19 protein-coding genes and 1 pseudogene are annotated in these 18,780 nt (G+C 62.8%); 12 read left to right on the top strand and 8 right to left on the bottom strand.

The genetic code is table 11. The annotated features are described in order from the left end of the window. The 4 genes from Thiowin_RS18400 to Thiowin_RS18385 are packed head-to-tail and all read right to left on the bottom strand — an operon-like array spanning window position 1 to window position 5,034. Complete coding sequence (locus Thiowin_RS18400) at window positions 1-603, bottom strand: hypothetical protein (protein ID WP_328984418.1); 603 nt, start codon at window positions 601-603, stop codon at window positions 1-3. Further along, the gene (locus tag Thiowin_RS18395; RefSeq protein WP_328984417.1) at window positions 600-2,402 is read right to left on the bottom strand and encodes a hypothetical protein; all 1,803 of its coding nucleotides are present in this window, start codon (window positions 2,400-2,402) and stop codon (window positions 600-602) included. The genes Thiowin_RS18400 and Thiowin_RS18395 overlap by 4 nt, the downstream gene beginning before the upstream one ends. After that, window positions 2,399-3,448 carry a hypothetical protein gene (locus Thiowin_RS18390; protein ID WP_328984416.1) on the bottom strand — a complete coding sequence of 350 codons (1,050 nt, stop codon included), beginning with the start codon at window positions 3,446-3,448 and terminating at the stop codon, window positions 2,399-2,401. Before Thiowin_RS18390 ends, Thiowin_RS18395 begins: the two co-directional genes overlap by 4 nt. Next, entirely contained in the window at window positions 3,445-5,034 is a 1,590-nt protein-coding gene (locus tag Thiowin_RS18385) for an AAA family ATPase (protein WP_328984415.1), read from the bottom strand. The genes Thiowin_RS18390 and Thiowin_RS18385 overlap by 4 nt, the downstream gene beginning before the upstream one ends. 109 nt (window positions 5,035-5,143) lie before the next feature. Between Thiowin_RS18385 and pnuC the strand changes: the two genes are divergently transcribed. From pnuC to Thiowin_RS18355, 6 genes and pseudogenes are all read left to right on the top strand, one after another. Next, entirely contained in the window at window positions 5,144-5,749 is a 606-nt protein-coding gene (pnuC, locus tag Thiowin_RS18380; RefSeq protein WP_328984414.1) for a nicotinamide riboside transporter PnuC, read from the top strand. After that, window positions 5,746-6,732 carry an AAA family ATPase gene (locus Thiowin_RS18375; RefSeq protein WP_328984413.1) on the top strand — a complete coding sequence of 329 codons (987 nt, stop codon included), beginning with the start codon at window positions 5,746-5,748 and terminating at the stop codon, window positions 6,730-6,732. The genes pnuC and Thiowin_RS18375 overlap by 4 nt, the downstream gene beginning before the upstream one ends. 244 nt (window positions 6,733-6,976) lie before the next feature. Next, window positions 6,977-7,144 carry a hypothetical protein gene (locus Thiowin_RS18370; RefSeq protein WP_328984412.1) on the top strand — a complete coding sequence of 56 codons (168 nt, stop codon included), beginning with the start codon at window positions 6,977-6,979 and terminating at the stop codon, window positions 7,142-7,144. Window positions 7,145-7,228: 84 nt separating this feature from the next. Next, window positions 7,229-8,757: pseudogene (locus tag Thiowin_RS18365) on the top strand (type IIL restriction-modification enzyme MmeI); the annotation flags it as partial. Between the two features lie 80 nt (window positions 8,758-8,837). Next, window positions 8,838-9,131, top strand: a complete 294-nt coding sequence (locus Thiowin_RS18360; protein ID WP_328984410.1) for a DNA-binding protein — start codon at window positions 8,838-8,840, stop codon at window positions 9,129-9,131. Next, window positions 9,128-9,436 carry a helix-turn-helix domain-containing protein gene (locus Thiowin_RS18355; RefSeq protein ID WP_328984409.1) on the top strand — a complete coding sequence of 103 codons (309 nt, stop codon included), beginning with the start codon at window positions 9,128-9,130 and terminating at the stop codon, window positions 9,434-9,436. Before Thiowin_RS18360 ends, Thiowin_RS18355 begins: the two co-directional genes overlap by 4 nt. An 87-nt stretch (window positions 9,437-9,523) precedes the next feature. Here Thiowin_RS18355 and Thiowin_RS18350 read toward each other — a convergent pair whose 3' ends face one another. The 4 genes from Thiowin_RS18350 to Thiowin_RS18335 form a co-directional block, all read right to left on the bottom strand. Further along, entirely contained in the window at window positions 9,524-9,670 is a 147-nt protein-coding gene (locus Thiowin_RS18350) for a hypothetical protein (RefSeq protein WP_328984408.1), read from the bottom strand. A 428-nt stretch (window positions 9,671-10,098) separates the two neighbouring features. Further along, a complete protein-coding gene (locus tag Thiowin_RS18345) occupies window positions 10,099-10,848 on the bottom strand; it encodes a ferredoxin--NADP reductase (protein ID WP_328984407.1) in 750 nt (249 codons plus the stop codon). A gap of 107 nt (window positions 10,849-10,955) precedes the next feature. Beyond that, on the bottom strand, window positions 10,956-12,176 hold the full coding sequence (locus Thiowin_RS18340; RefSeq protein WP_328984406.1) for a hypothetical protein: 1,221 nt from the start codon (window positions 12,174-12,176) through the stop codon (window positions 10,956-10,958). Continuing rightward, entirely contained in the window at window positions 12,176-12,652 is a 477-nt protein-coding gene (locus Thiowin_RS18335) for a hypothetical protein (protein WP_328984405.1), read from the bottom strand. The genes Thiowin_RS18340 and Thiowin_RS18335 overlap by 1 nt, the downstream gene beginning before the upstream one ends. A 500-nt stretch (window positions 12,653-13,152) precedes the next feature. Here Thiowin_RS18335 and Thiowin_RS18330 point away from each other — a divergent pair, with 500 nt between their 5' ends. The 6 genes from Thiowin_RS18330 to Thiowin_RS18305 all read left to right on the top strand — a co-directional run bounded on the left by Thiowin_RS18330 (window position 13,153) and on the right by Thiowin_RS18305 (window position 18,590). Next, window positions 13,153-13,326 carry a hypothetical protein gene (locus tag Thiowin_RS18330; protein WP_328984404.1) on the top strand — a complete coding sequence of 58 codons (174 nt, stop codon included), beginning with the start codon at window positions 13,153-13,155 and terminating at the stop codon, window positions 13,324-13,326. A 225-nt stretch (window positions 13,327-13,551) separates the two neighbouring features. Then, window positions 13,552-14,382, top strand: coding sequence for a hypothetical protein (locus tag Thiowin_RS18325; RefSeq protein WP_328984403.1), 831 nt, complete (start codon window positions 13,552-13,554; stop codon window positions 14,380-14,382). Between the two features lie 16 nt (window positions 14,383-14,398). After that, window positions 14,399-15,352: a prolyl aminopeptidase gene (pip, locus tag Thiowin_RS18320; RefSeq protein ID WP_328984402.1), complete on the top strand. Its 954-nt coding sequence runs from the start codon at window positions 14,399-14,401 to the stop codon at window positions 15,350-15,352. Further along, window positions 15,349-15,786: a D-aminoacyl-tRNA deacylase gene (dtd, locus tag Thiowin_RS18315; protein WP_328984401.1), complete on the top strand. Its 438-nt coding sequence runs from the start codon at window positions 15,349-15,351 to the stop codon at window positions 15,784-15,786. Before pip ends, dtd begins: the two co-directional genes overlap by 4 nt. A gap of 212 nt (window positions 15,787-15,998) precedes the next feature. Then, a complete protein-coding gene (gene alaC, locus Thiowin_RS18310) occupies window positions 15,999-17,216 on the top strand; it encodes an alanine transaminase (protein ID WP_328984400.1) in 1,218 nt (405 codons plus the stop codon). Window positions 17,217-17,273: 57 nt separating this feature from the next. After that, window positions 17,274-18,590 carry a homoserine dehydrogenase gene (locus tag Thiowin_RS18305; RefSeq protein ID WP_328984399.1) on the top strand — a complete coding sequence of 439 codons (1,317 nt, stop codon included), beginning with the start codon at window positions 17,274-17,276 and terminating at the stop codon, window positions 18,588-18,590. Window positions 18,591-18,780: the final 190 nt, after the last annotated feature.

Here is an 18,780-nt window from a genome sequence, read left to right as displayed (position 1 = left end):
TCACCACTCCCGGTTGGCCTTGGCTGCAGCCTCGCGGGCTTGGCGCGCTTGCATTTGTTTCTTCAGCTGGCGCGCTCGCGCCGCTTCCTGGCGGGCGCGGGTCGCACGCAGCACCCGCTCGCGCTCGACGCTGTCCAGCGCGCCAAGGCGGTCGGCGGCCTGATGCGGCGACTCGCCGGCCGGGCACAGGCCGAGCCAGTCCAGCACCCGGCGCACCAGTTCCTCGCGCCGTTCCAGGTCGGTGACGAAGCGCTCGGCGTCGATCAGCACGGCCAGTTCGTTCAGGCCTGATTGTAGTAGGGTTTCCACGGGCGACGCTAACTCCGGTCGCTGACGAAAGGTCTCGTCATGCAGCAGCCAGCAGCAGATGGCCACCAGACGGGCGCGATTGCGCTCGCCCTTGTCGCGTGGGGTATGGGCCGTGGCCTGTGTCGGTGTCAGCAAGTCGCCTCCCAGGGTCAGCAGCAAGTCGGTCACCAGGGCGGCGACCTCGAGCTGGCCGCGTCGGCCGCGGCGCGGCTCGGCCAGGAAGACTGACGGGGTTTCCGCGAGCCGTCGGGTCAGGCTGTCAAGCAGCGGGGCCTGCATATTGCTGCCGCTCATGCCGCGCCCTCGCGGTGGTAGGTGGCGCGGGCGAAGGCGCGGGCAAAACCGACCATCTGTTCCTGGCTGGACACCTGGTGCACCTGCCAGCCAATGCGCTCCAGCCGGGCCATGACGCTGCCTTCCTCGCGGCTGTATTCATAGGGCAGGTTGAGCACGGCGGTGGCGCCTCCACCAGCTTTGAGCGCGGCTTGTTCGGCCACCTCCCAGCCGTCGCGCGCCCCGTCTAGATAGTCATCGAGCATTCTAAAGAGGTCGGCATCGCTGATCACCAGCAGATGCACCGCCCGCTTGGGTGGTGGCTGGTCCAGGATCGCCGCCTGCAGGCGGCCGATGCCGAAGGCGTAGCCGGTGCCCAGATAGCCGGTCAGCAGCTGCAGCAGCTCGGCCTCGCCGCGCACAAAGCCATGGGTTTGGTCAAACTCGCCCGGCTCGCCGGACAGGCAGGCCATGACGCGAGCGCCGGCGCGCAGCGCGGACAAGGCGACGACGGTCCCGGCCAGCACCGGATAGGATAGCTGCCGTTCAGGGTTGGCCATGGAGCCAGAGCAGTCGATGCCGAGATACAGATCGACCGGCCGTCGCTCCGGCTCGGTGCCGGGGGATTCACCGTAGCCGCGCTGCACTGTGGTCAGACCAGGTAGCACGCGCGGGCTGCGAATCATGGATTCGAGCCAGTCCACCGCCGCCAGGGGTTCGCCCAGGTCCCAGGAGTCGAGCCCTTCGGGCAGCGGGTCGCTGGCCTGCTCGACGCGGCGACTCGGGAAGGGGATGAGGTGGCGGCGCGCCAGCTCCCTGTAGTAGCGCATCACCAGTTCCTTGCGCGGCGCCTTGACCCCAGCTGATTCCATCAGTTCGGTGTAGTCGAGGGGGCCGCGGTAGCGCCGCTTGCGTCCGCCGAGCGTTTCGCGTCCCGCGGGTGCGCTCGCATGTGCCTTGTCGTCGGGCGCATCGCCTTGTGCATGGTCGGGCCGATCAATGCCAGTGAGCGCTGGGTCGTCGCGCGGGTCGAGGCTGCCGGTGATCTCGGCCTCGTCGATCTCGGCCAGGCCATCGGGCGCCTGCTCGCCGCTGCCGGCCTCGGTGGCGTCGAGCAGGCTGCCGAAGCCTTGGTGCGCCTTGGCCGCCTCTCGCGTCAGGTAGGGGTAGAGGAGCCCGGCGAAGCGACCAGCGCCCTCTAGCCAGTCGCGGGCATGGACCCGAATCAGGCGAGCGCCGAGGGCGGCATCGGCGCGCAGGGTCGGGTCAAGCCGGCCCTGGGTCAGGCTGCCGCTGGGCAGCGACCAGAGCTGCTCGTAGATGCGCATGTAGAGGTTCCACAGCTTGCCCGGGTTGTCCTTTGGCTTGAGGGCTTGGTAGAGGCCGGCCAGGTCCAGCTCGGCGTCGCGCGCCAGGCGGTCGTTGATCAGCAGGTCGGTATAGAGGTTGCCGACGAAGGGCGCGTGCTTGCGCAGCCCCGGTAGCCCAGCGCGCAGCCTTGCCAGCAGGCGCGCATTGTCGGCCAGGTCGGCCGGCGCCAGCACGTGGTGACCGACTTCGTGGGCCAGCACCTCGGTGGCGAAGCGCTCCAGCCCCAGTTCAATGACCTGGCGCAAGCTGACCAGCACCGCGTGGTCGTTGAGACGAATCATGGCGAAGCTGCCGCTGAGTCCCTCGGCCTGCTCGGCGGCTTCATCCAGCAGAAAGCGCGGCTTCGGCAGCCGGGTGAAGCGGCTCCAGACTGCCAATGCGGCCGGCCAGGCCCCTTGCCAGGCGGGCAGCAGTTCAGCGGCGCGGCGATGACCTTGGTCCGAGATCAACACAGCGCCACCAGAAACAGATAGTGACTGTGGGGCAGGCTGACCACCAAGGTCTGCTCGGTCGAGGCCGCCGAGCGCCAGCCGGCCAACTGCGGGAAGTGGGCGCGCTGCTTGCCTCGGCTGACGACGCCAGCGGCATCGATGCGGAAGTGGCTCCGGGCGTTCGCTTTGCCGGCGGGTCGGTTGCTGCCCTGTCCTTTCAGAACTTGGCCGAAACGGTCGGCGAACAAGCGCCAGGTCTGCTGGCTGTCCAGCGCGTAGAGCAGCTCGCCGAAGCGGGTCACCTCGGGGGGCTCGGCGAAGGGACCGTCGAAACCGACAAAGCCGCCGACCCGGGCGACCAGCCGCAGGTGTTTCTCGTGTGCGGGGGTGTCGGGCTGAAACCAGGGATCGGCAAGTTCGGCCAACAGGTCTTGAGTGGTGTTTTCGCTCTGGGGCTCGTTCTGGCCCGCGCCCTGAATCCGGGGCCGATCAAACAGGACTGCCAGCAGTTCTGGTTCCAGCTGCCGGGCCAGCTGGTAGGCGCTGTCCCGGTAGTGGGCCATACCACAGCGCCAGGCGGCGACCTGGCCGGCTTGCAGCAGTGCCTGCACCGAGGTCAGCCGCGGCGCCAGTGCGAGCAGGCGATCAATCCAACATTGCGGGTCCGCCGCCGGTTCCATCGCCAAGTGATGGAGAGCGTTGGCAAGCGCGGCGAGAATCCGCTGGGGTTCGGCGAGGGCCAGCCCGGCCAAGGGTGGCAGCAGTCGGTCGAATAACTCGGCCATGACGGGCACGCGGGTGCCGGGACCGAGCAAATCCTGAGCGGTCAGTTGCAGGCAGAGGTCGTAGAGGGGCGGGACCACGCCATCGAGGACGCCATCACTGGCGGTGGTCTGCTGTTCGACCAGATGCTCCGCGAGTCGCTCGACCAGGGGCGCGGCATGGCGGCGCAGCACCTCGTGGAAAGCGCCCGCCTCCAAGCCCCGGTGGAGATGGCGTGCGTGCAGGAAACGCTGGTTGTAGTCATCGCGTCGGCGCAGCAGGGCCGAGGCGAAAGCGGTCAAGTCTGCCACTTCAGCCAGCCCAGGTAGTTGCTGTAGCGCTGGTGCAGGTACTTGAGCTTGAGGATGTCGTCATACATGTGGCCATGCAGCTTGCGCCCGCCGGCCCAGTCACGCAGCACCCCTTCGATGCGAGCCAGGCGCTTGCGTACCTCGGCCTCGGGTAGCCCCTCAAGGCCGCGCTCCAGCTCGGTCTCCAGCTCGGCCACGGGGTCGTCGCGGTCGAGCCCGAGCCTGTCGAACTCCTGGCAGGAGCTGTCGAACAGGCCGCGAATCCAGCTGATCCGGTCCACCCGCAGGGTGGCTTGGCCGTCCTGCTCGAAGGCAGGCGCATCCGGATTTTGGGTTAGTTTGTCGTGCATCACGAAGGGGATGATCTGGCGCATGTCCTCGAAGCTGACCGCGCGGTCGCCGCGAAAATAGGCCATGGCCTTGATGAAATGGATGCAGGTCATGAGCGCGCGCACGGAAAAGCCGTTCAGGGACTGGCTGCCCAGCTCGACCTGGGCGCTCTTGCCGGTCTCCTCGCCACTCAGGGCGCTGAACTCAAGGCCGGAGAGCTTGACCGTGTCCTTGGTCATGTACTCGAACTGGTTGGCGGCCGGCTCGAAGAACTCGAAATGACTGGCAAAGAACTCCAGCCGGCGGCGCAAGGGGGCCGGAAACTCCACCGCCAGAATCTCGCGCTCGAGCCGGTCGAGCTCTTCGGGGCTGAAGATAATCCGTGCCGGCACCACCTGTTCGGGTTGGATGCCATCCTCGATACGCAGCAGCAGCTCATTGAGGAAGCGGGTGTTGAAATGCAGCGCTTTGACGACGATGTCGATGCGATCGCGCAGCGCCTCTATGACCTGGTAGGTGCCGCCGCCGGCGTCGTCGTTGGCCGTTAGATACCAGGCCGCCGGGGGGCACTCATAGACCTGGTCGTAGAGTTCGGCATAATTATCCGCCATGGTGGTGAGCAACGCCGACTGGGTGCGGGTGGGGATGCGGTTGTACTCGTCGATGATCTTGACCCGCATCGACAGCCAGCGGCGCCAGGCGATCTTGATCTCATCCATGGACTGGGCGTTGACCAGGGTCGCCGGCAGCGGGTTGCCGAGCAGGTCGGCGATGGTCATCTGCGGCTGGCCGTGCTGGATGGCGCGGCGGATCTGGTGCAGGTCGTAGCCCGCCAGCACGCCCATCAGGATGGCGATGGCGGTCTTGCCACGACCCGGTCCGCCCACCAGCAGGCAGCGCCGCCGCACCGCCAGGTTTAAAAGCGGTGCCAGGGCATAGCTGGAGTAACTCTGGTCGGTGGGCAGGGTGATCGCCACCTTGCGGTCGCCGAAGGTGAAGCGCATCGGCGGCGCCTCGTTGTATTCGATGTCGTAGAAGGGCGAGATAATGGCGTGGTTGACGATCCAGAAATAGGCCTGGCGCAGTTTCTCGTCCAGCGGCTGTTGCTCGGCCGCGCGTTCGACCGGCTCGCCGCCGGTCACCGGGCCGCGGTAGAGGTCGGCGACATCGAATTCCTGTCGCGGTCGCTCGGCGGCCGGCCGGGTGGGTGACTCCGAGACCTTGGCATAACGGTCGCGTTGGTGCATGGGCGGGCTCCATGGGGATTCTTGCAACTATGGCACAAACGGCGAGTGACGCAAGCATGTCGCTGTCCTCTCTCGCGCCAGACCCATTGACGGACTCCAACCCAACAGCATGACCGACATCCTGAACAACATGATGATGGCCATTGAGGCAACGGCGGTGGTGTTCGGCTTTCTCTGCGTCTGGCTGACCATTCGCCAGAGCATCTGGTGCTGGCCCACTGGGCTGGTCCAGGTGGTGCTGTACCTGGTGATTTTCCACCAGGTCAAGCTCTACTCGGACATGCTGCTGCACGGCATCTACGTGCTCATGCAGGTGTACGGTTGGTACTGGTGGCTGCATGGCGGTCGGGATCGCGGCGCGCTCGCGGTCAGCCGGCTCGAGGGCCGCGCGCGGCTCGGCTGGCTCCTGCTCGTCATGGTCGCCAGCCTGCTGTGGGGTTACCTGATGGCGACCCACACCGATGCCGCCCTGCCTTACGCCGATGCCTTCACCACAGTGGCGAGCTTGGTGGCACAGTGGCTGCTGGCGCGCAAGAAGCTCGAGTCCTGGCTGTTGTGGATCGCCGTCGATCTGGCCGCGATTGGCATCTATTGGCACAAGGCGCTTTACCTGACCGCCGGTCTCTATGCCGCCTTTCTGGTGCTAGCCGTATTCGGGCTGCTTGCGTGGTACCAGTCGCAACGCGAGCAGCAAGCAGCCCCGCAACCGGCATGAGCACCGGGCTGCTACTGGGCAAGTTCGCGCCACTGCACCGGGGCCACCAACTGCTAATCGAAACGGCGCTGGCGGAAAACGACCGGGTGCTGGCAATGATCTACCATGCCCCCGATGTCACCCAGGTGCCCCTGCCCGTGCGGGCTGGCTGGATTCGCGCCCTCTACCCCCAGGTCGAGGTGATCAAGGCCTGGGATGGACCCTTGCAGGTCAGCAATGACCCCGACATTCGGCGCCAGCACGAGCGCTACATTCTCGCTCGGCTTGGCGGACGCCGGGTCGATGCCTTCTACTCCAGCGAGTTCTATGGCGAGCATGTCAGCCAAGCGCTGGGCGCCATCGACCGGCGCATCGACCCGGGCCGTGCCCGCGTGCCCATCTCGGCCACCGCGATCCGCTCAGCGCCCTACCAGCACCGTGAGTTCCTGGAGCCCTTGGTCTACCGCGATTTGATCACCCGGGTTGTCTTGCTGGGCGCCCCCAGCACCGGCAAAAGCACCCTGGCCGAGGCCCTGGCCGCGCGCCACAACACCCGCTGGATGCCGGAGTATGGCCGCGCGTACTGGGAACTCCACCAGCATGAGCGTCGCCTGAGCCCAGCGCAGTTGGTGGAAATCGCCGAGGGCCATCGCGAGCGCGAGGACCACCTGGCCGAGCAGGCCAACCGTTTCCTCTTTGTTGATACCGACGCCTCCACCACACGAATCTTCGCCCAGCATTACCACGGCAGTGCCCTGCCACGCCTGGATCAACTGGTCGCGGAATGCGCCCAGCGCTATGCCTTGGTCTTCCTGTGCGAGGACGACATCCCCTACGCCGACACCTGGGACCGTTCAGGCCCCGGCAATCGCCGCCAGATGCAAGCCCAGATCAAGGCCGACCTGGCGAGGCGCAAGCGATCCTATCAGTCCTTGCGTGGCTCGCTTGAGCAGCGCATGGATCAGGTCGATCGGGTGCTGGCCCGTTTCTTGGAGTCATCTTGAGATCGAAAATCCATGGCTTTTATGCGGTTGCAGCTGAGTAACAGGATGAGGCGGAACTCATTTCAAGGACAGTGTTTCGCCGACATGTCAGTCAGGCTGCCCGCCTCGGGTGCCTGTTGAAGCTGCCAAGCCCTGCCTCCATGTCCACCCCTTGAGGGTAGACGTGGGCGTCCTATCGCTGTGGTCTTGCCTGTCCAATTCCCCGATCCTGGGGTAATTTTTTTAAGTTGCAGAGGAGAGGATTATGGATGGAGAGACATTGCAAGCGCTCGAACTCATTGGGTGGTTCGCGCTGATGTACTGGTTGCTGACGGCCACCAAAAGCGCACGCAAAGCAGCGTCCGAGGCGCGGGAGCAGGATGGCGATTCGATTGAGCAAAGATCAGGAGAGGATGCCAACAGCGGCTCATAAGCTGTCGTTCTGTCATGCTTGCTGACAGCCCGTAGATCCTCGCCTAGAATCAAGCGAAATCAATCAGGTTCGCCGGAATCACGGATGCACGACGACAGAGAGATCCACGCCTTCATCGCGCGCTGGGGCGGTGGGGTCAGCCACGGTGGCAACGAGCGCGCCAACCTGCAGCTGTTCCTGACCGAATTCTGCACCCTGCTCGATCTGCCGCGGCCCGACCCGGCGCGCACCGACAACAGCCAGAACGCCTATGTCTTCGAGCGCTCCGTGACCGAGCACAAGGCCGACGGCAGTACCACCCCACGGGCGCTTGATCTCTACCAGCGCGGCTGCTTCGTGCTCGAAGGCAAGGACACCGGCAAACCAACCGGCAGTGACGTCTGGGACGCGGCCATGGTCAAGGCGCATAAGCAGGCCGAGCATTACGTCAAGGCGTAGCCCGCCGCGGAACGCCGGCCACCCTTTATCATCGTCGTCGATGTGGGGCGCGCCTTCGTTCTTTATTCGGAATTCACCCGCACCGGCGGCAACTATGTCCCCTATCCCGATCCGCGTGCTTACCGCATTGGCCCGGAAGATCTGCGCTCGGAGGACATCCGCGCACGCCTGCGCGCCCTGTGGCTCGATCCGCTGAGCCTGGACCCCAGCCGCCGCGCCGCTGAGCTGACCTGGGAAATCGCCGCCGCCCTGGCCCGCTTGGCCAAATCGCTCGAAGAGAGCGGGGCGGGCGCCGAACGCGTCGCCGGCTTGCTGTCGCGCTGCCTGTTCACCATGTTCGCCGAGGATGTCGAGCTGCTCCCGGCCACCAGCTTCTCCGCACTGCTCGGGCGCCTGCAACAACAGCCCGAGGCCTTCCCGGACGCGCTCAAAAGCCTGTGGCAGAGCATGCACAGCGGCGGCTTTTGTGGTGTCCTCACGACCCAGGTGCTGCGCTTCAATGGCGGCCTGTTCGAGGACGCCGACCCCCTGCCACTCACCGCCGAGCAAATCGGCTAACTGATCGACGCCGCGCGCGCCGACTGGCGCGAGGTGGAGCCCGCCATCTTCGGCACTCTGCTCGAGCGCGCCCTCAACCCGCGCGAGCGGCACAAGCTCGGTGCCCACTACACCCCGCGCGCCTATGTCGAGCGCCTGGTGATGCCCACGGTCATCGAGCCGCTGCGCGCCGACTGGGAGCTGGTGCAGGTAGGGCCGAGAACCACCTGCGCCAGGGCAAGCCGGGGGCGGCGCTGGCCGAGGTCAAGAATTTCCACGGCCGGCTCTGTGTAACCCGGGTGCTCGACCCGGCGTGCGGCAGCGGCAATTTCCTCTATGTAGCCCTGGAGCACATGAAGCGCCTTGAGGGCGCGGTGCTCAACCTGCTGCGTGATCTTAGCCCACAAAGTCAGATGGACAGCGAGGGCTTCACCGTCGACCCGCATCAGTTCCTCGGCCTGGAGGTCAACCCGCGCGCCGCGCGCATAGCCGAGATCGTGCTCTGGATCGGCTACCTGCAATGGCACTACCGCACCCATGGCCAAGTCAACCCGCCCGAGCCGCTGCTCGACGGCCAGGGGCAGCCGGTCACGGTGTGGGATGGGCGCAGTGTCAAACCGAGCCCCATCACCGGCGAGCGCTACCGGCTCACCGGCTAGATGTCGATACCAATAGCTTGTTATGAGTACGGAAATCCCGTATTCTTGGGGCCATACGGATGGTCATCGAAACCCCCAGCTTTCAAAAGCAAGCCGACGCGATCTGGTCCGAAGACGAACGCTTGGCGTTTGCCACCTGGATCGCGCTCCATCCCACGGCCGGGGAGGTAATCCCCGGCGCGGATGGTGCGCGCAAGGTGCGCTGGACTGGAAACGGCAAGGGGAAGCGCGGCGGGGTGCGGGTAATCTATTTCAATCTGACGGCTGAGGGCGTGATCTATCTGATTACGCTCTACAAGAAATCCGAGCGGCACAACATTGGGGCCAGCGACATTAAGAGGGCTACGCCATGAATATCAATGAGATCGCCGCTGCCATCGAGCAGGAGGCTGGCGAGCCACTGCCAGGGCTGCGTGACAGTCTGGCGGAGATGCAAGCCGGACTGAGCGGGCGAACCTACACGCCTGAGCAGTTACTGGTGAAGGCCACGCGCGAACGTTTGGCGCTGTCGCAGAACGCTTTCGCCGAGCTCATCGATACGCCTGTGGCGACTTTGCGTGACTGGGAGCAGGGCCGCTTTGCACCGCCCGGCGCGGCACGGCGGCTGCTAGAGATCGCATTACGCCATCCCGAGGTCTTGAGCGAACGGGCGGCGTGAGGAAGAAAAGATAGCGCTCCACCGCCGCGCGCTTGACCTCGCGCACTGCGGTCAAGCGATTGAAGGCCTCGCTGCGCAAGGTGCCGATCAGATCGACCAGCACTCCCATGTTACCCCGGCGCTCGTCGAATAGCGTTGAAGCTGCGCCTGCTTGATGCCACGGATGGACTCCAGGCGGCTAAAGGCGCCCTCCTCCAGCCCCCGCGTCGCATTCCAGGTGGTGATGGCGGTCACCAGCGTTGCCGGCGGAATGCCGACCAGTAGATAAGGAGAGCAATAATCGGGAACGCAGGGTAAAACGGCGACCGGATGGGCGTGTCATTATGGTGATTAACTCCGTATGCCCATGATCAGGCTTGGGGGATCGAGTCGCACCCTTGGTGCAGTCCTCCAGTAGAGGGTTGCATGAGAAGTGTAGCTGGCGCCAGAGCTTCCGATGCTCTTAACGCGCGCGCATCAAGACTTCTGATAGACACGCTCATCGCGGCAGCCGCTAGGAATTCTTTCTGTTGACGTCTTTAACCAGTCAATCCTTGGAATTGACTGCTCATCAGAAACAGGACACGATCGAATTGCTGTTGGTTATCTTCTGGTTATCCAAGCCGTTCAATCCCGTGGCTGGATTGAACGGCTTTTTTCCGTGGCGTCAATGGAGCGCGGGATTAGTGATATTGCTCGGTCGTATAATGGCCGGGCTGAGTGCGTTTGTGGCGATGCAGTCCTTTTGCTTCCAGCAAGGCGCGGACTTCTTTAATCATGGCGGAATTGCCGCACAGCATCAGATGGCTGTCCGCCGCGCTAATCTCGGCATTGGCGGCTTGTTCAAGCGTCCCTGCCTCAAGGAGGGCGGTGATGCGTCCCTGGAGCGAGGTGTCGGCTTGCTGCTCGCGGGTGAGGGTGGAGATGAAGGTAAAACGCTCACCGTACCCATCACTTAGGTTGGCGATGGTATCCTGATACGCCAACTCTCCGCTGTGGCGCGCACCTTGCACCAGAATAATGCGTTCGAAGCGTTCCCAGGGCTCTGGCGTTTTTAAGATTGACAAATAGACCCCGAGTGCGGTGCCCGTGGCAAGCATCCACAGGTGTCGGCGGGAGACAACATTGTCCATGGTAAAGACACCGCCGGCTTTGGCGGAGATCCACAGCCGATCATCGGTGTGCAGATCTGACAGTCGCGGGGTCAGTGGCCCCTCGGGCACCTCGTTGAAGTAGATTTCAAGCGGGCGTTCATCCGGAGCATTGACCAAGGAATAAGGGCGGCCGATGCGTTCCTCGCCAATATCCAGGGCAACCTTGATGTATTGACCTGCCGTGAAAGATGACAAGGGAGCATCGATCTTCAAGCTGTAGAGGTTGTCGCTCCAGTGTCGCAGGCCGACGATCCGACCCTCGATCCAGTCTTCCTTCATGGGTGTGTTCTCTCGTGTTGAGGCTGGTTTTGTATCGTTGCCAGAGGTTTGGTTGCTGGCCCTGCTTTTCAATTTCCGCGGCTTAGGCTGATACCCCGAGTTGGTCTCTAAAAGCGGAACGCGGCCTGCACCGCGAAAAGATCCCAGTGTTTGCCATAACCCAGGAAGTCGGGGTTTTCTATTTCAGAAAGGATAAAATTGCCGACATGTCGTTGAAATTCGGCTCGCAGCATCCATTGGCGACTAATATCCCAGCGCAATCCCAGGCTGAGAATTTGTGACGAGGCGGTCAGGGCTGGAATGGCGCCAAAACTTTGTTGCTCAAGCTTTCGACCATTGCGATCCGCCCGGTCCGCAAAGCCTTCCTCATAACGCAGCATCAGTTGCCAGTTTGGCAGAAGGCGGTAGGTTCCCTGGGCATAGTAACCCTCTGCGGTGGCATCGCGATCAGGTCGCACCGGTCCGAAATCCCGCCATTGCATGGGTTCGGCCATGTATTCCGCGGTAAGACTCCAGCGTTCGGCGTTGTATTGGGCCGAGGCAATCCAATAAAGAACATCAATGGTGCCTGGTCCAAGCGGTAAGACTCCGCCGGGCCTGGGGTCGTACCTTAGCGATACAGCCGCCCCACTGAGGCCAAGCTTGAGACCCTCGGCCGGCGAGTTGAACCATAGGCCCGCGAGCCAGCTGTTGGCGTCGCTTTGGATGCTGCCGTTGAAGTCGCCAGTTAGATAGGCAGCCTCGACATTGTCATCCACTACCGGCTTTCCGGTGGCCAACGAGGCGGATAAGGTGCCAAATGGTTGGTAGAGATCGGTATGCAGGAGAATGCCATCCGATGAAAGGACCAGATTCCGCACCTTATCGAAGTAAACAACCTGTGGCAGAAAAATGCCCGGATGGGTAAAGGGTACATCCCGGGTTTCGTTATATAAGCCGAGACGATTTTTAATTCGACCAAGCTGAATACCAGCCCGGTAGCCTTCATTCGCCACCAGATTGATATCAGCGAGCGCAAAATCAATTTCTGGCGAGCCATCGCTCATGTCCCCGGCACGTCGCGAGAGGATCTGTGCCGCCAGCATGAGACGCGGGCTAAAGCGCAAAGAGCTGTTGATGCCGATCTCGGTAAAACCAAGAGAGCCATCTGGGCTGTCGCCATAATAGCGATTGGTGCTGGTCCAGAGCGCGGCCTGACTGGCAAAGCCATGGATTTGTAGGCGCTCGAACAGGCTGGGGATCGTTGCTTCGCCCCGAGGCTCGGCCACCAGAGCGGCGCTTGTGAGCACCAGGAGGGAGGCAAGAAGCGTGCGTGGCTGATGCAGCATTACTTGATCTCGATGACCTTAACCTGAGCCGAGTCTGGTGTCTTGCTGACATAGCCAAGGGCGCCAGCGGTCTGGCTGACCCGCTTGATCATCTCCTGCTCATTGGCCACTTGCCGCGGCGCCTGACCGGTTCCGGTAAAAACCTGGCGGTCCCAGGTGCGCCTGAGCTGGTAGGGGTAGACGTCCAACACGCGCTTGGCAAAGGACTGATGCAGAGGATTGCTGTCGGGGAGAACAAAGACGGTCACCGGCCGCTTGTCCGGCCACTGCGGCATGCGCATGGTGATCAGCAGGCGTGCGACATTGCGGTCGATACTGGCGAGACTGACGTCGGGGTTGACGATCACTTCCTGTCCCTGGGCCAGTCCGGTCATGAGCGCGAAGCAAAGCGCAAGGGTGCGGAGCAAATGCGCCTTCACCAAGCCGCTGTTAACGGCAGTGACGAATAATCGCGCGGGCTTTGCGAAAGAAGACACGATTGACAGGGTTGCTCAGTCCGTCGCGGCCAATTCGGGCGCGGATGTCGATCCTCACGTTGACCGGCAAGCCGCAAAGATTGCGTGAGAGTGGGTCGAATCAACGCGGGGCGCTGCAGTTTTGCGTTCTTCCAATGCTAAGGGTATCCGCCTGCCGAGGCAACTGATTGTCGTCGTCTGGTGCCGATGCCGTCAAAAGCAGCCTCCAGAATGAGCAGTCGGAGGTCGAGGTGGTATTGTTCGCTGTGATGCTCACCGGTCGAAGCCCCAGGATAACATCCAAGACGAAAAACCAACGCGAACCTTGCTCCCGATGACCGGCTGGGCTATCTTTGGGCGCCGACACCGCAGGGGCGGGTCTAGTTCCTGCTCTGAATACAAACAACACAACGAATGGCAAACAACCGGGCCCACCACCGAAAGCTTCGGGCCCCTTGGGCGTGCTACCCGATGCCTGAGTGCAATTTTCAGGTATCAGAACCCTAGCGAGGACCTTCTCGATGAAAGATTTTCTGATTATTGTCGTGCTTTTGCTGATCGGTGCGGGATGGTTTGCCTTTGTAGGCTATTCCCACGCCACCAAGTTGCGTTACGAGTGCGGTGTTGCCTATCCTTGGTACGATGCCTTCTTCCTTGACACCGATCACTGCCCGGGCGATACGCCGCAGTCCTGATCGATTCAGCAATCTTTAGCTTTATCGTTGTCTTCAGTCATTCCCTCGGTTGTCAATCCGGTCATCCTCCGGATGACTGGTGTTCGGCAGCCGGGGCTGCTTGAGCGACCTGACGAGGCTGCGAGAACCCAGTATCCGCGAGACTTAATGGCAGCGCCTTTGTTTCCGTCATTCATGCTGTTGCGGCGGCTGCCCCGGTTTTTCGCGTGGCGGACCTGGGCTTACGTGCTTGCTTGGGTTCTTGCCTTCATCTTACTGAGCGGATGCGAGACCACGCCTGACACGGAGATTGGCCTGGGCGGCGTGGACGGCACACTGCCGCCGAGCATTCCAGGGCTTAGGTCGCTGCAGGATGGCGGAGCAGCGCAAGAGGCCGCTACCCAGCCCTCGGGTGGCGGGTTTCTTGCTGGCTTCATGGGGGGGGCAAGCTGTCCGGAAGGAGAGTCGAATGATTGTGCCGAACAGGAGGCGACTCAGGCAGACGACTGCCTGCGCCAGGCAATCGAGCTTCCACATCCAACATCTGATCGAGACGCAAGGATGCGCCGGCTGTTGGACTGCGCCGAGCGTCATTACAAGCAAGCGTTGCAGGAATCTGATTCGAAGCAGGGTAGCAACCGACGGGTGGCTTACCATGGTGGATTGCTGCTTACACTGAGCGAAAGGCGGAACCGACTCGATGATAATGCCAGGGAGCCGCGAGTCGGGCGCGAGAATGACAAATTGCTGAAGGCCGCCGATGCCGCGCGCGCCGAGGCACCCGAAAGCGCGCTTGGTTTTCTCTACGGTGCCTCGGCGCGGCTTTTTCGTGCGACCTTACTGGACGATGATAGCAGTCGCTGCGAGGATTTGCGTGAGGCGTCGGCGATGCTGTCAGCCTCGCCGACACCGCCGGAGGCTTTGGAGAGGGAGCAGAAGCGGCTGATCGAACTGGCCGACTCGGAGCTCGAGCGCTGCGCCTTGCTAAAGCAGGCCGCTGCCCGCGGCTCGGACGCTGAGCTGACCTCGGCGGACGTGGATGTGATAATTCAATCGGACGCGATTCAATCGGACTGAGCCGAGGGAGTTGGCGATGCAAGATAGCCTTTACCCCGTGATCGAACCCTACGCGACCGAGTTCGTCGAGGTTGGCGATGGTCATGAACTCCATGTCGAGCAGTGCGGTAATCCTGAGGGATATCCGGCGTTGTTTCTGCATGGCGGACCGGGTGCGGGGTGCAGCCCATCGCATCGGAGATTCTTCGATCCCGCGCGCTACCGAATCATTTTGTTCGATCAACGTGGCTGCGGACGCTCACGGCCGCATGGCAGTGTTGATTTCAATACCACCTGGAACCTGGTGGCGGATATCGAAATTTTGCGGGCACACCTAGGCATCGATCATTGGCTGGTCTTTGGTGGCTCCTGGGGGTCGACCCTGGCCCTGGCCTATGCCGAGCAGCATCCCCAGACCGTGGCAGCCTTGGTGTTACGCGGGATTTTTCTCTGCCGCCCCGAGGAAATTCACTGGTTCTATCAGCAGGGTGCGAGCCGTCTGTTTCCCGACTACTGGCAGGATTATCTTGCCCCGATTCCGCCGGAAGAGCAGGGTGACCTGCTACGCGCCTATGCCGAGCGACTTTTCGGGCCGCCCGGCGATGAACAGACCCGGGCGGCGCGTGCCTGGTCGCTGTGGGAGGGCCGCTGCGCCACTCTGTTGCCGGATCGCGAGTTGCGCGACAGTTTCGCCGCCGATGCCTTTGCGCTGGCCCTGGCGAGGATCGAATGTCACTACTTTTTGCACAACGCCTTTCTGCAGCCGCATCAACTACTCCGGGACATTGATGCCGTGCGTGGCATTCCTGGTGTTATCGTGCACGGTCGCTACGACGCCATCTGCCCGCTGGCCTCTGCCTGGGAGTTGCACCAGGCCTGGCCCGAGGCGGCACTCAAGATTATTCCCGACGCCGGTCACGCCGCCTTCGAGCCCGGCATCGCGCGCGAACTCATCGCCGCGACCGATGGCTTTGCCCAACAGCTGGCATGATAGGCCTGCTCCAGCGCGTCACCCAGGCACGGGTTGATGTGGCTGGGGAGTCGGTTGGTGCCATCGACCAGGGCCTGCTGGTGCTGGTTGCCGTGCAGCCCGAGGATAACGCAGCCCGCGCCGAACGGTTGCTCGGGCGCCTGCTCGGCTACCGCGTCTTCCCCGACAACACCGGGCGCATGAATCTTAGCCTGCGCGACACTGGCGGCGGACTGCTGTTGGTGCCTCAGTTCACCCTGGCGGCCGATACCCGCAAGGGCACACGAGCGAGTTTCACTAGCGCTGCCGCGCCCGAGCTTGGTCAGCGGCTGTTTGCCCATCTGCTCGAATGCGCGCACCAGGCGCATCGGCCGGTGGCAAGCGGACGATTCGGCGCCGACATGCAGGTGAGTTTGACCAACGATGGCCCCGTGACCTTCTGGCTCGAGTCCTGAGGTGCTTTCTGTTGGTATCTGCCTGGTGATGTTTGTTATCTGGTTGCGTCCCAATGATGGCTTGAGCGCAATCCCGGCTGTGATCAGGCCTTGGAAGGGATCGCGCCCGGGCTCGCGTTCAGACCAGCTACCGTCGTGTTGAGCGATAGGAATCCGCCGCGCGGCACGCTACACTGCAAGGTTTACCTTGCCAACTCTTGAGAGGAACATCCGTGCTCGCGCCCCAGCCCAATTTCAGCCGCATTGAGCGGCTTCCGCCCTATGTTTTCAACATTGTCAATGAGTTGAAGGCAGCGGCGCGAGCGCGCGGCGAGGACATCATTGATTTTGGCATGGGCAATCCCGATCAGCCCACGCCCCAGCACATTGTCGATAAGCTGGTCGAGGTCGCCCAGCGCCGCGATACCCATCGCTATTCGGTCTCGCGCGGTATCCCGCGCCTGCGCCGCGCCATTTGCCGCTGGTACCAAGACCGCCATGCTGTCAGCCTCGACCCTGAAAGCCAGGCCATAGTCACCATCGGCAGTAAGGAAGGGCTCGCCCATCTGGCCATGGCCACCATGGCGGCGGGCGACACCGTGCTGGTGCCCAACCCGGCCTATCCCATCCATCCCTATGGCTTCATTATCGCCGGAGCCGATGTCCGCCACGTCAAGCTCACGCCCGAGGTGGATTTTTTCGAGGAACTCCAGCGTGCCATCCTTGACTCCTGGCCGCGGCCGAAGATGCTGGTGCTGAATTTTCCCGGTAATCCCACCGCCCAGTGCGTGGAGTTGGAGTTCTTCGAGAAGGTCATCGATATCGCGCGCGAGCACGGCATCTGGGTGGTGCACGATCTGGCCTATGCCGACATCGTTTTCGACGGTTACAAGGCGCCCTCCATTTTGCAGGTGCCGGGCGCCATCGACTATGCCGTGGAGTTTTTCTCCATGTCAAAAAGCTACAACATGCCGGGTTGGCGCATTGGCTTCATGTGTGGCAATCCGACCATGGTCGCGGCCCTGGCGCGCATCAAGTCCTACCTGGACTACGGCACCTTCACGCCCATTCAGGTTGCTGCCATTCACGCGCTTGAGTCTTCGCAGGACTGTGTGGCTGATATTTGTGACCAATACCAGCGCCGGCGCGATGTGCTCTGCGAGGGGTTGGACGCCGCCGGCTGGCCGGTCGAGAAGCCACGCGCGACCATGTTCGTCTGGGCGCGCATTCCCGAGGCCTATCGTGCCATGGGTTCGCTGGAGTTCGCCAAAAGGCTGTTGCGGGAAGCGAAAGTGGCCGTCTCGCCGGGAATCGGCTTCGGCGACTATGGCGACGATCATGTGCGCTTCGCGCTGATCGAGAACGAACACCGCACTCGCCAGGCGGTGAAAGGTATCAAACACATGATGCGCGAGGATGCGCGGAATGGCTTAGCCGCGACAGCGGCATGAGTGCGCGACCTGTGGCTCTAACACCATAACATTCTGCAAGATTCTGGAGGACGCACTATGGAGCCCGTGAAGATCGGACTCTTGGGCTTGGGCACGGTCGGCGGCGGCACCGTCACCGTGCTGACCGGCAATGCCGAGGAAATCGCCCGCCGCGCGGGCCGCGAGATTCGCATCGCCCACGCGGCGGCGCGCGAATATGACCCGAGCCGTATCCAGGGACTCGAGCGCATCGACACAATCTCCGACGATGCCTTTGCCGTGGTCGATGACCCAGAGATCGATATCGTCATCGAGCTGATCGGCGGCTACTCGCCGGCGCGCGAACTGGTGCTCAAGGCCATCGCGAACGGCAAGCATGTGGTCACCGCCAACAAGGCGCTAATTGCCCTGCATGGCAACGAGATTTTCGCCGCCGCCCAGGCCAAGGGTGTCACTGTGGCGTTCGAGGCCGCCGTGGCGGGTGGCGTGCCCATCATCAAGGCGCTCCGCGAGGGTCTGGCCGCCAACCATGTCGAGTGGATCGCTGGCATCATCAACGGCACCGGCAATTTTATCCTGACCGAAATGCGCGACAAGGGTCGTGCCTTTGCCGAGGTGTTGGCGGAGGCGCAACAGCTTGGCTATGCCGAGGCGGACCCAAGCTTCGATGTCGAAGGAACGGATGCCGCGCACAAGCTGACCATTCTCGGCTCGCTCGCCTTTGGCATCCCGCTGCAATTCGATAAGACCTTCACCGAAGGCATCTCCCGCATCGAGCCCCAGGATGTCGCCTATGCCGCCGAACTCGGCTATCGCATCAAGCACCTTGGCATTGCCCGCCGCGCCGCCGCCGGTATTGAACTGCGGGTGCATCCCACGCTCATCCCGCACCGCCGACTCATCGCCAATGTCGATGGCGTCATGAACGCCGTGCTGGTCAAGTGCGATGCTGTCGGCCCCACCCTATACTACGGCGCCGGCGCTGGCGCCCTGCCAACCGCCTCCGCCGTGGTGGCCGACGTGGTGGATATCACCCGCGCCCTGACCACGGACCCGACCAACAGGGTACCGCATCTCGCCTTCCAGCCCGACGAGCTGAGCGACACCCCGGTGTTGCCAATGGACGCGATAGAGACAGCCTATTACCTGCGTCTGCTCGCGCTCGACCGACCCGGCGTCATGGCCGGAATCGCGGGCATTTTGGGCGAGGAAGGCATTAGCATCGAGGCGATCAAGCAGAAAGAACCGGGCGCGGGCGATACCCATGTGCCCCTGATCATGCTCACCCATCGCATCAAGGAGGGTGACATGAACCGCGCCATTGCTCGTATCGAGGCACTTGAGGCGGTCCAGGGCGCCGTGGTGCGCATTCGCATGGAATCCCTGGAAGGGTGATCCCGGAAGCTTGATCCCGGCTTTGGGCTCACCGCGAAGGATGCCAACTTGGACCAGCAATTCCAAATTCGGGTGTTTCATCTGGTGTAGAAGCGGCTTCCAGCCGCTTCATGACGCGCCAAGATGGCGTGTCTACTGATCACCGGGTCAACAACCGGGGGTTGGAAAACGAAATTTGGAATTGCTGGCC

It is taken from the genome of Thiorhodovibrio winogradskyi (assembly GCF_036208045.1).
GTDB lineage: Bacteria > Pseudomonadota > Gammaproteobacteria > Chromatiales > Chromatiaceae > Thiorhodovibrio > Thiorhodovibrio winogradskyi.
Note: the sequence above shows the minus strand (reverse complement) of the source record. Positions and strands in the feature narration are given on the sequence as shown.

Excerpts from the sequence above, each read along its gene's own strand:
- pnuC (WP_328984414.1), top strand. The coding sequence starts at position 5,144 with ATGACCGACATCCTGAACAACATGATGATGGCCATTGAGGCAACGGCG.
- pip (WP_328984402.1), top strand. The coding sequence starts at position 14,399 with ATGCAAGATAGCCTTTACCCCGTGATCGAACCCTACGCGACCGAGTTC.
- Thiowin_RS18345 (WP_328984407.1), bottom strand. The coding sequence starts at position 10,848 with ATGAAGGAAGACTGGATCGAGGGTCGGATCGTCGGCCTGCGACACTGG.
- Thiowin_RS18375 (WP_328984413.1), top strand. The coding sequence starts at position 5,746 with ATGAGCACCGGGCTGCTACTGGGCAAGTTCGCGCCACTGCACCGGGGC.
- Thiowin_RS18400 (WP_328984418.1), bottom strand. The coding sequence starts at position 603 with ATGAGCGGCAGCAATATGCAGGCCCCGCTGCTTGACAGCCTGACCCGA.
- dtd (WP_328984401.1), top strand. The coding sequence starts at position 15,349 with ATGATAGGCCTGCTCCAGCGCGTCACCCAGGCACGGGTTGATGTGGCT.
- Thiowin_RS18340 (WP_328984406.1), bottom strand. The coding sequence starts at position 12,176 with ATGCTGCATCAGCCACGCACGCTTCTTGCCTCCCTCCTGGTGCTCACA.
- Thiowin_RS18370 (WP_328984412.1), top strand. The coding sequence starts at position 6,977 with ATGGATGGAGAGACATTGCAAGCGCTCGAACTCATTGGGTGGTTCGCG.
- Thiowin_RS18330 (WP_328984404.1), top strand. The coding sequence starts at position 13,153 with ATGAAAGATTTTCTGATTATTGTCGTGCTTTTGCTGATCGGTGCGGGA.
- Thiowin_RS18355 (WP_328984409.1), top strand. The coding sequence starts at position 9,128 with ATGAATATCAATGAGATCGCCGCTGCCATCGAGCAGGAGGCTGGCGAG.
- Thiowin_RS18305 (WP_328984399.1), top strand. The coding sequence starts at position 17,274 with ATGGAGCCCGTGAAGATCGGACTCTTGGGCTTGGGCACGGTCGGCGGC.
- Thiowin_RS18360 (WP_328984410.1), top strand. The coding sequence starts at position 8,838 with ATGGTCATCGAAACCCCCAGCTTTCAAAAGCAAGCCGACGCGATCTGG.
- Thiowin_RS18385 (WP_328984415.1), bottom strand. The coding sequence starts at position 5,034 with ATGCACCAACGCGACCGTTATGCCAAGGTCTCGGAGTCACCCACCCGG.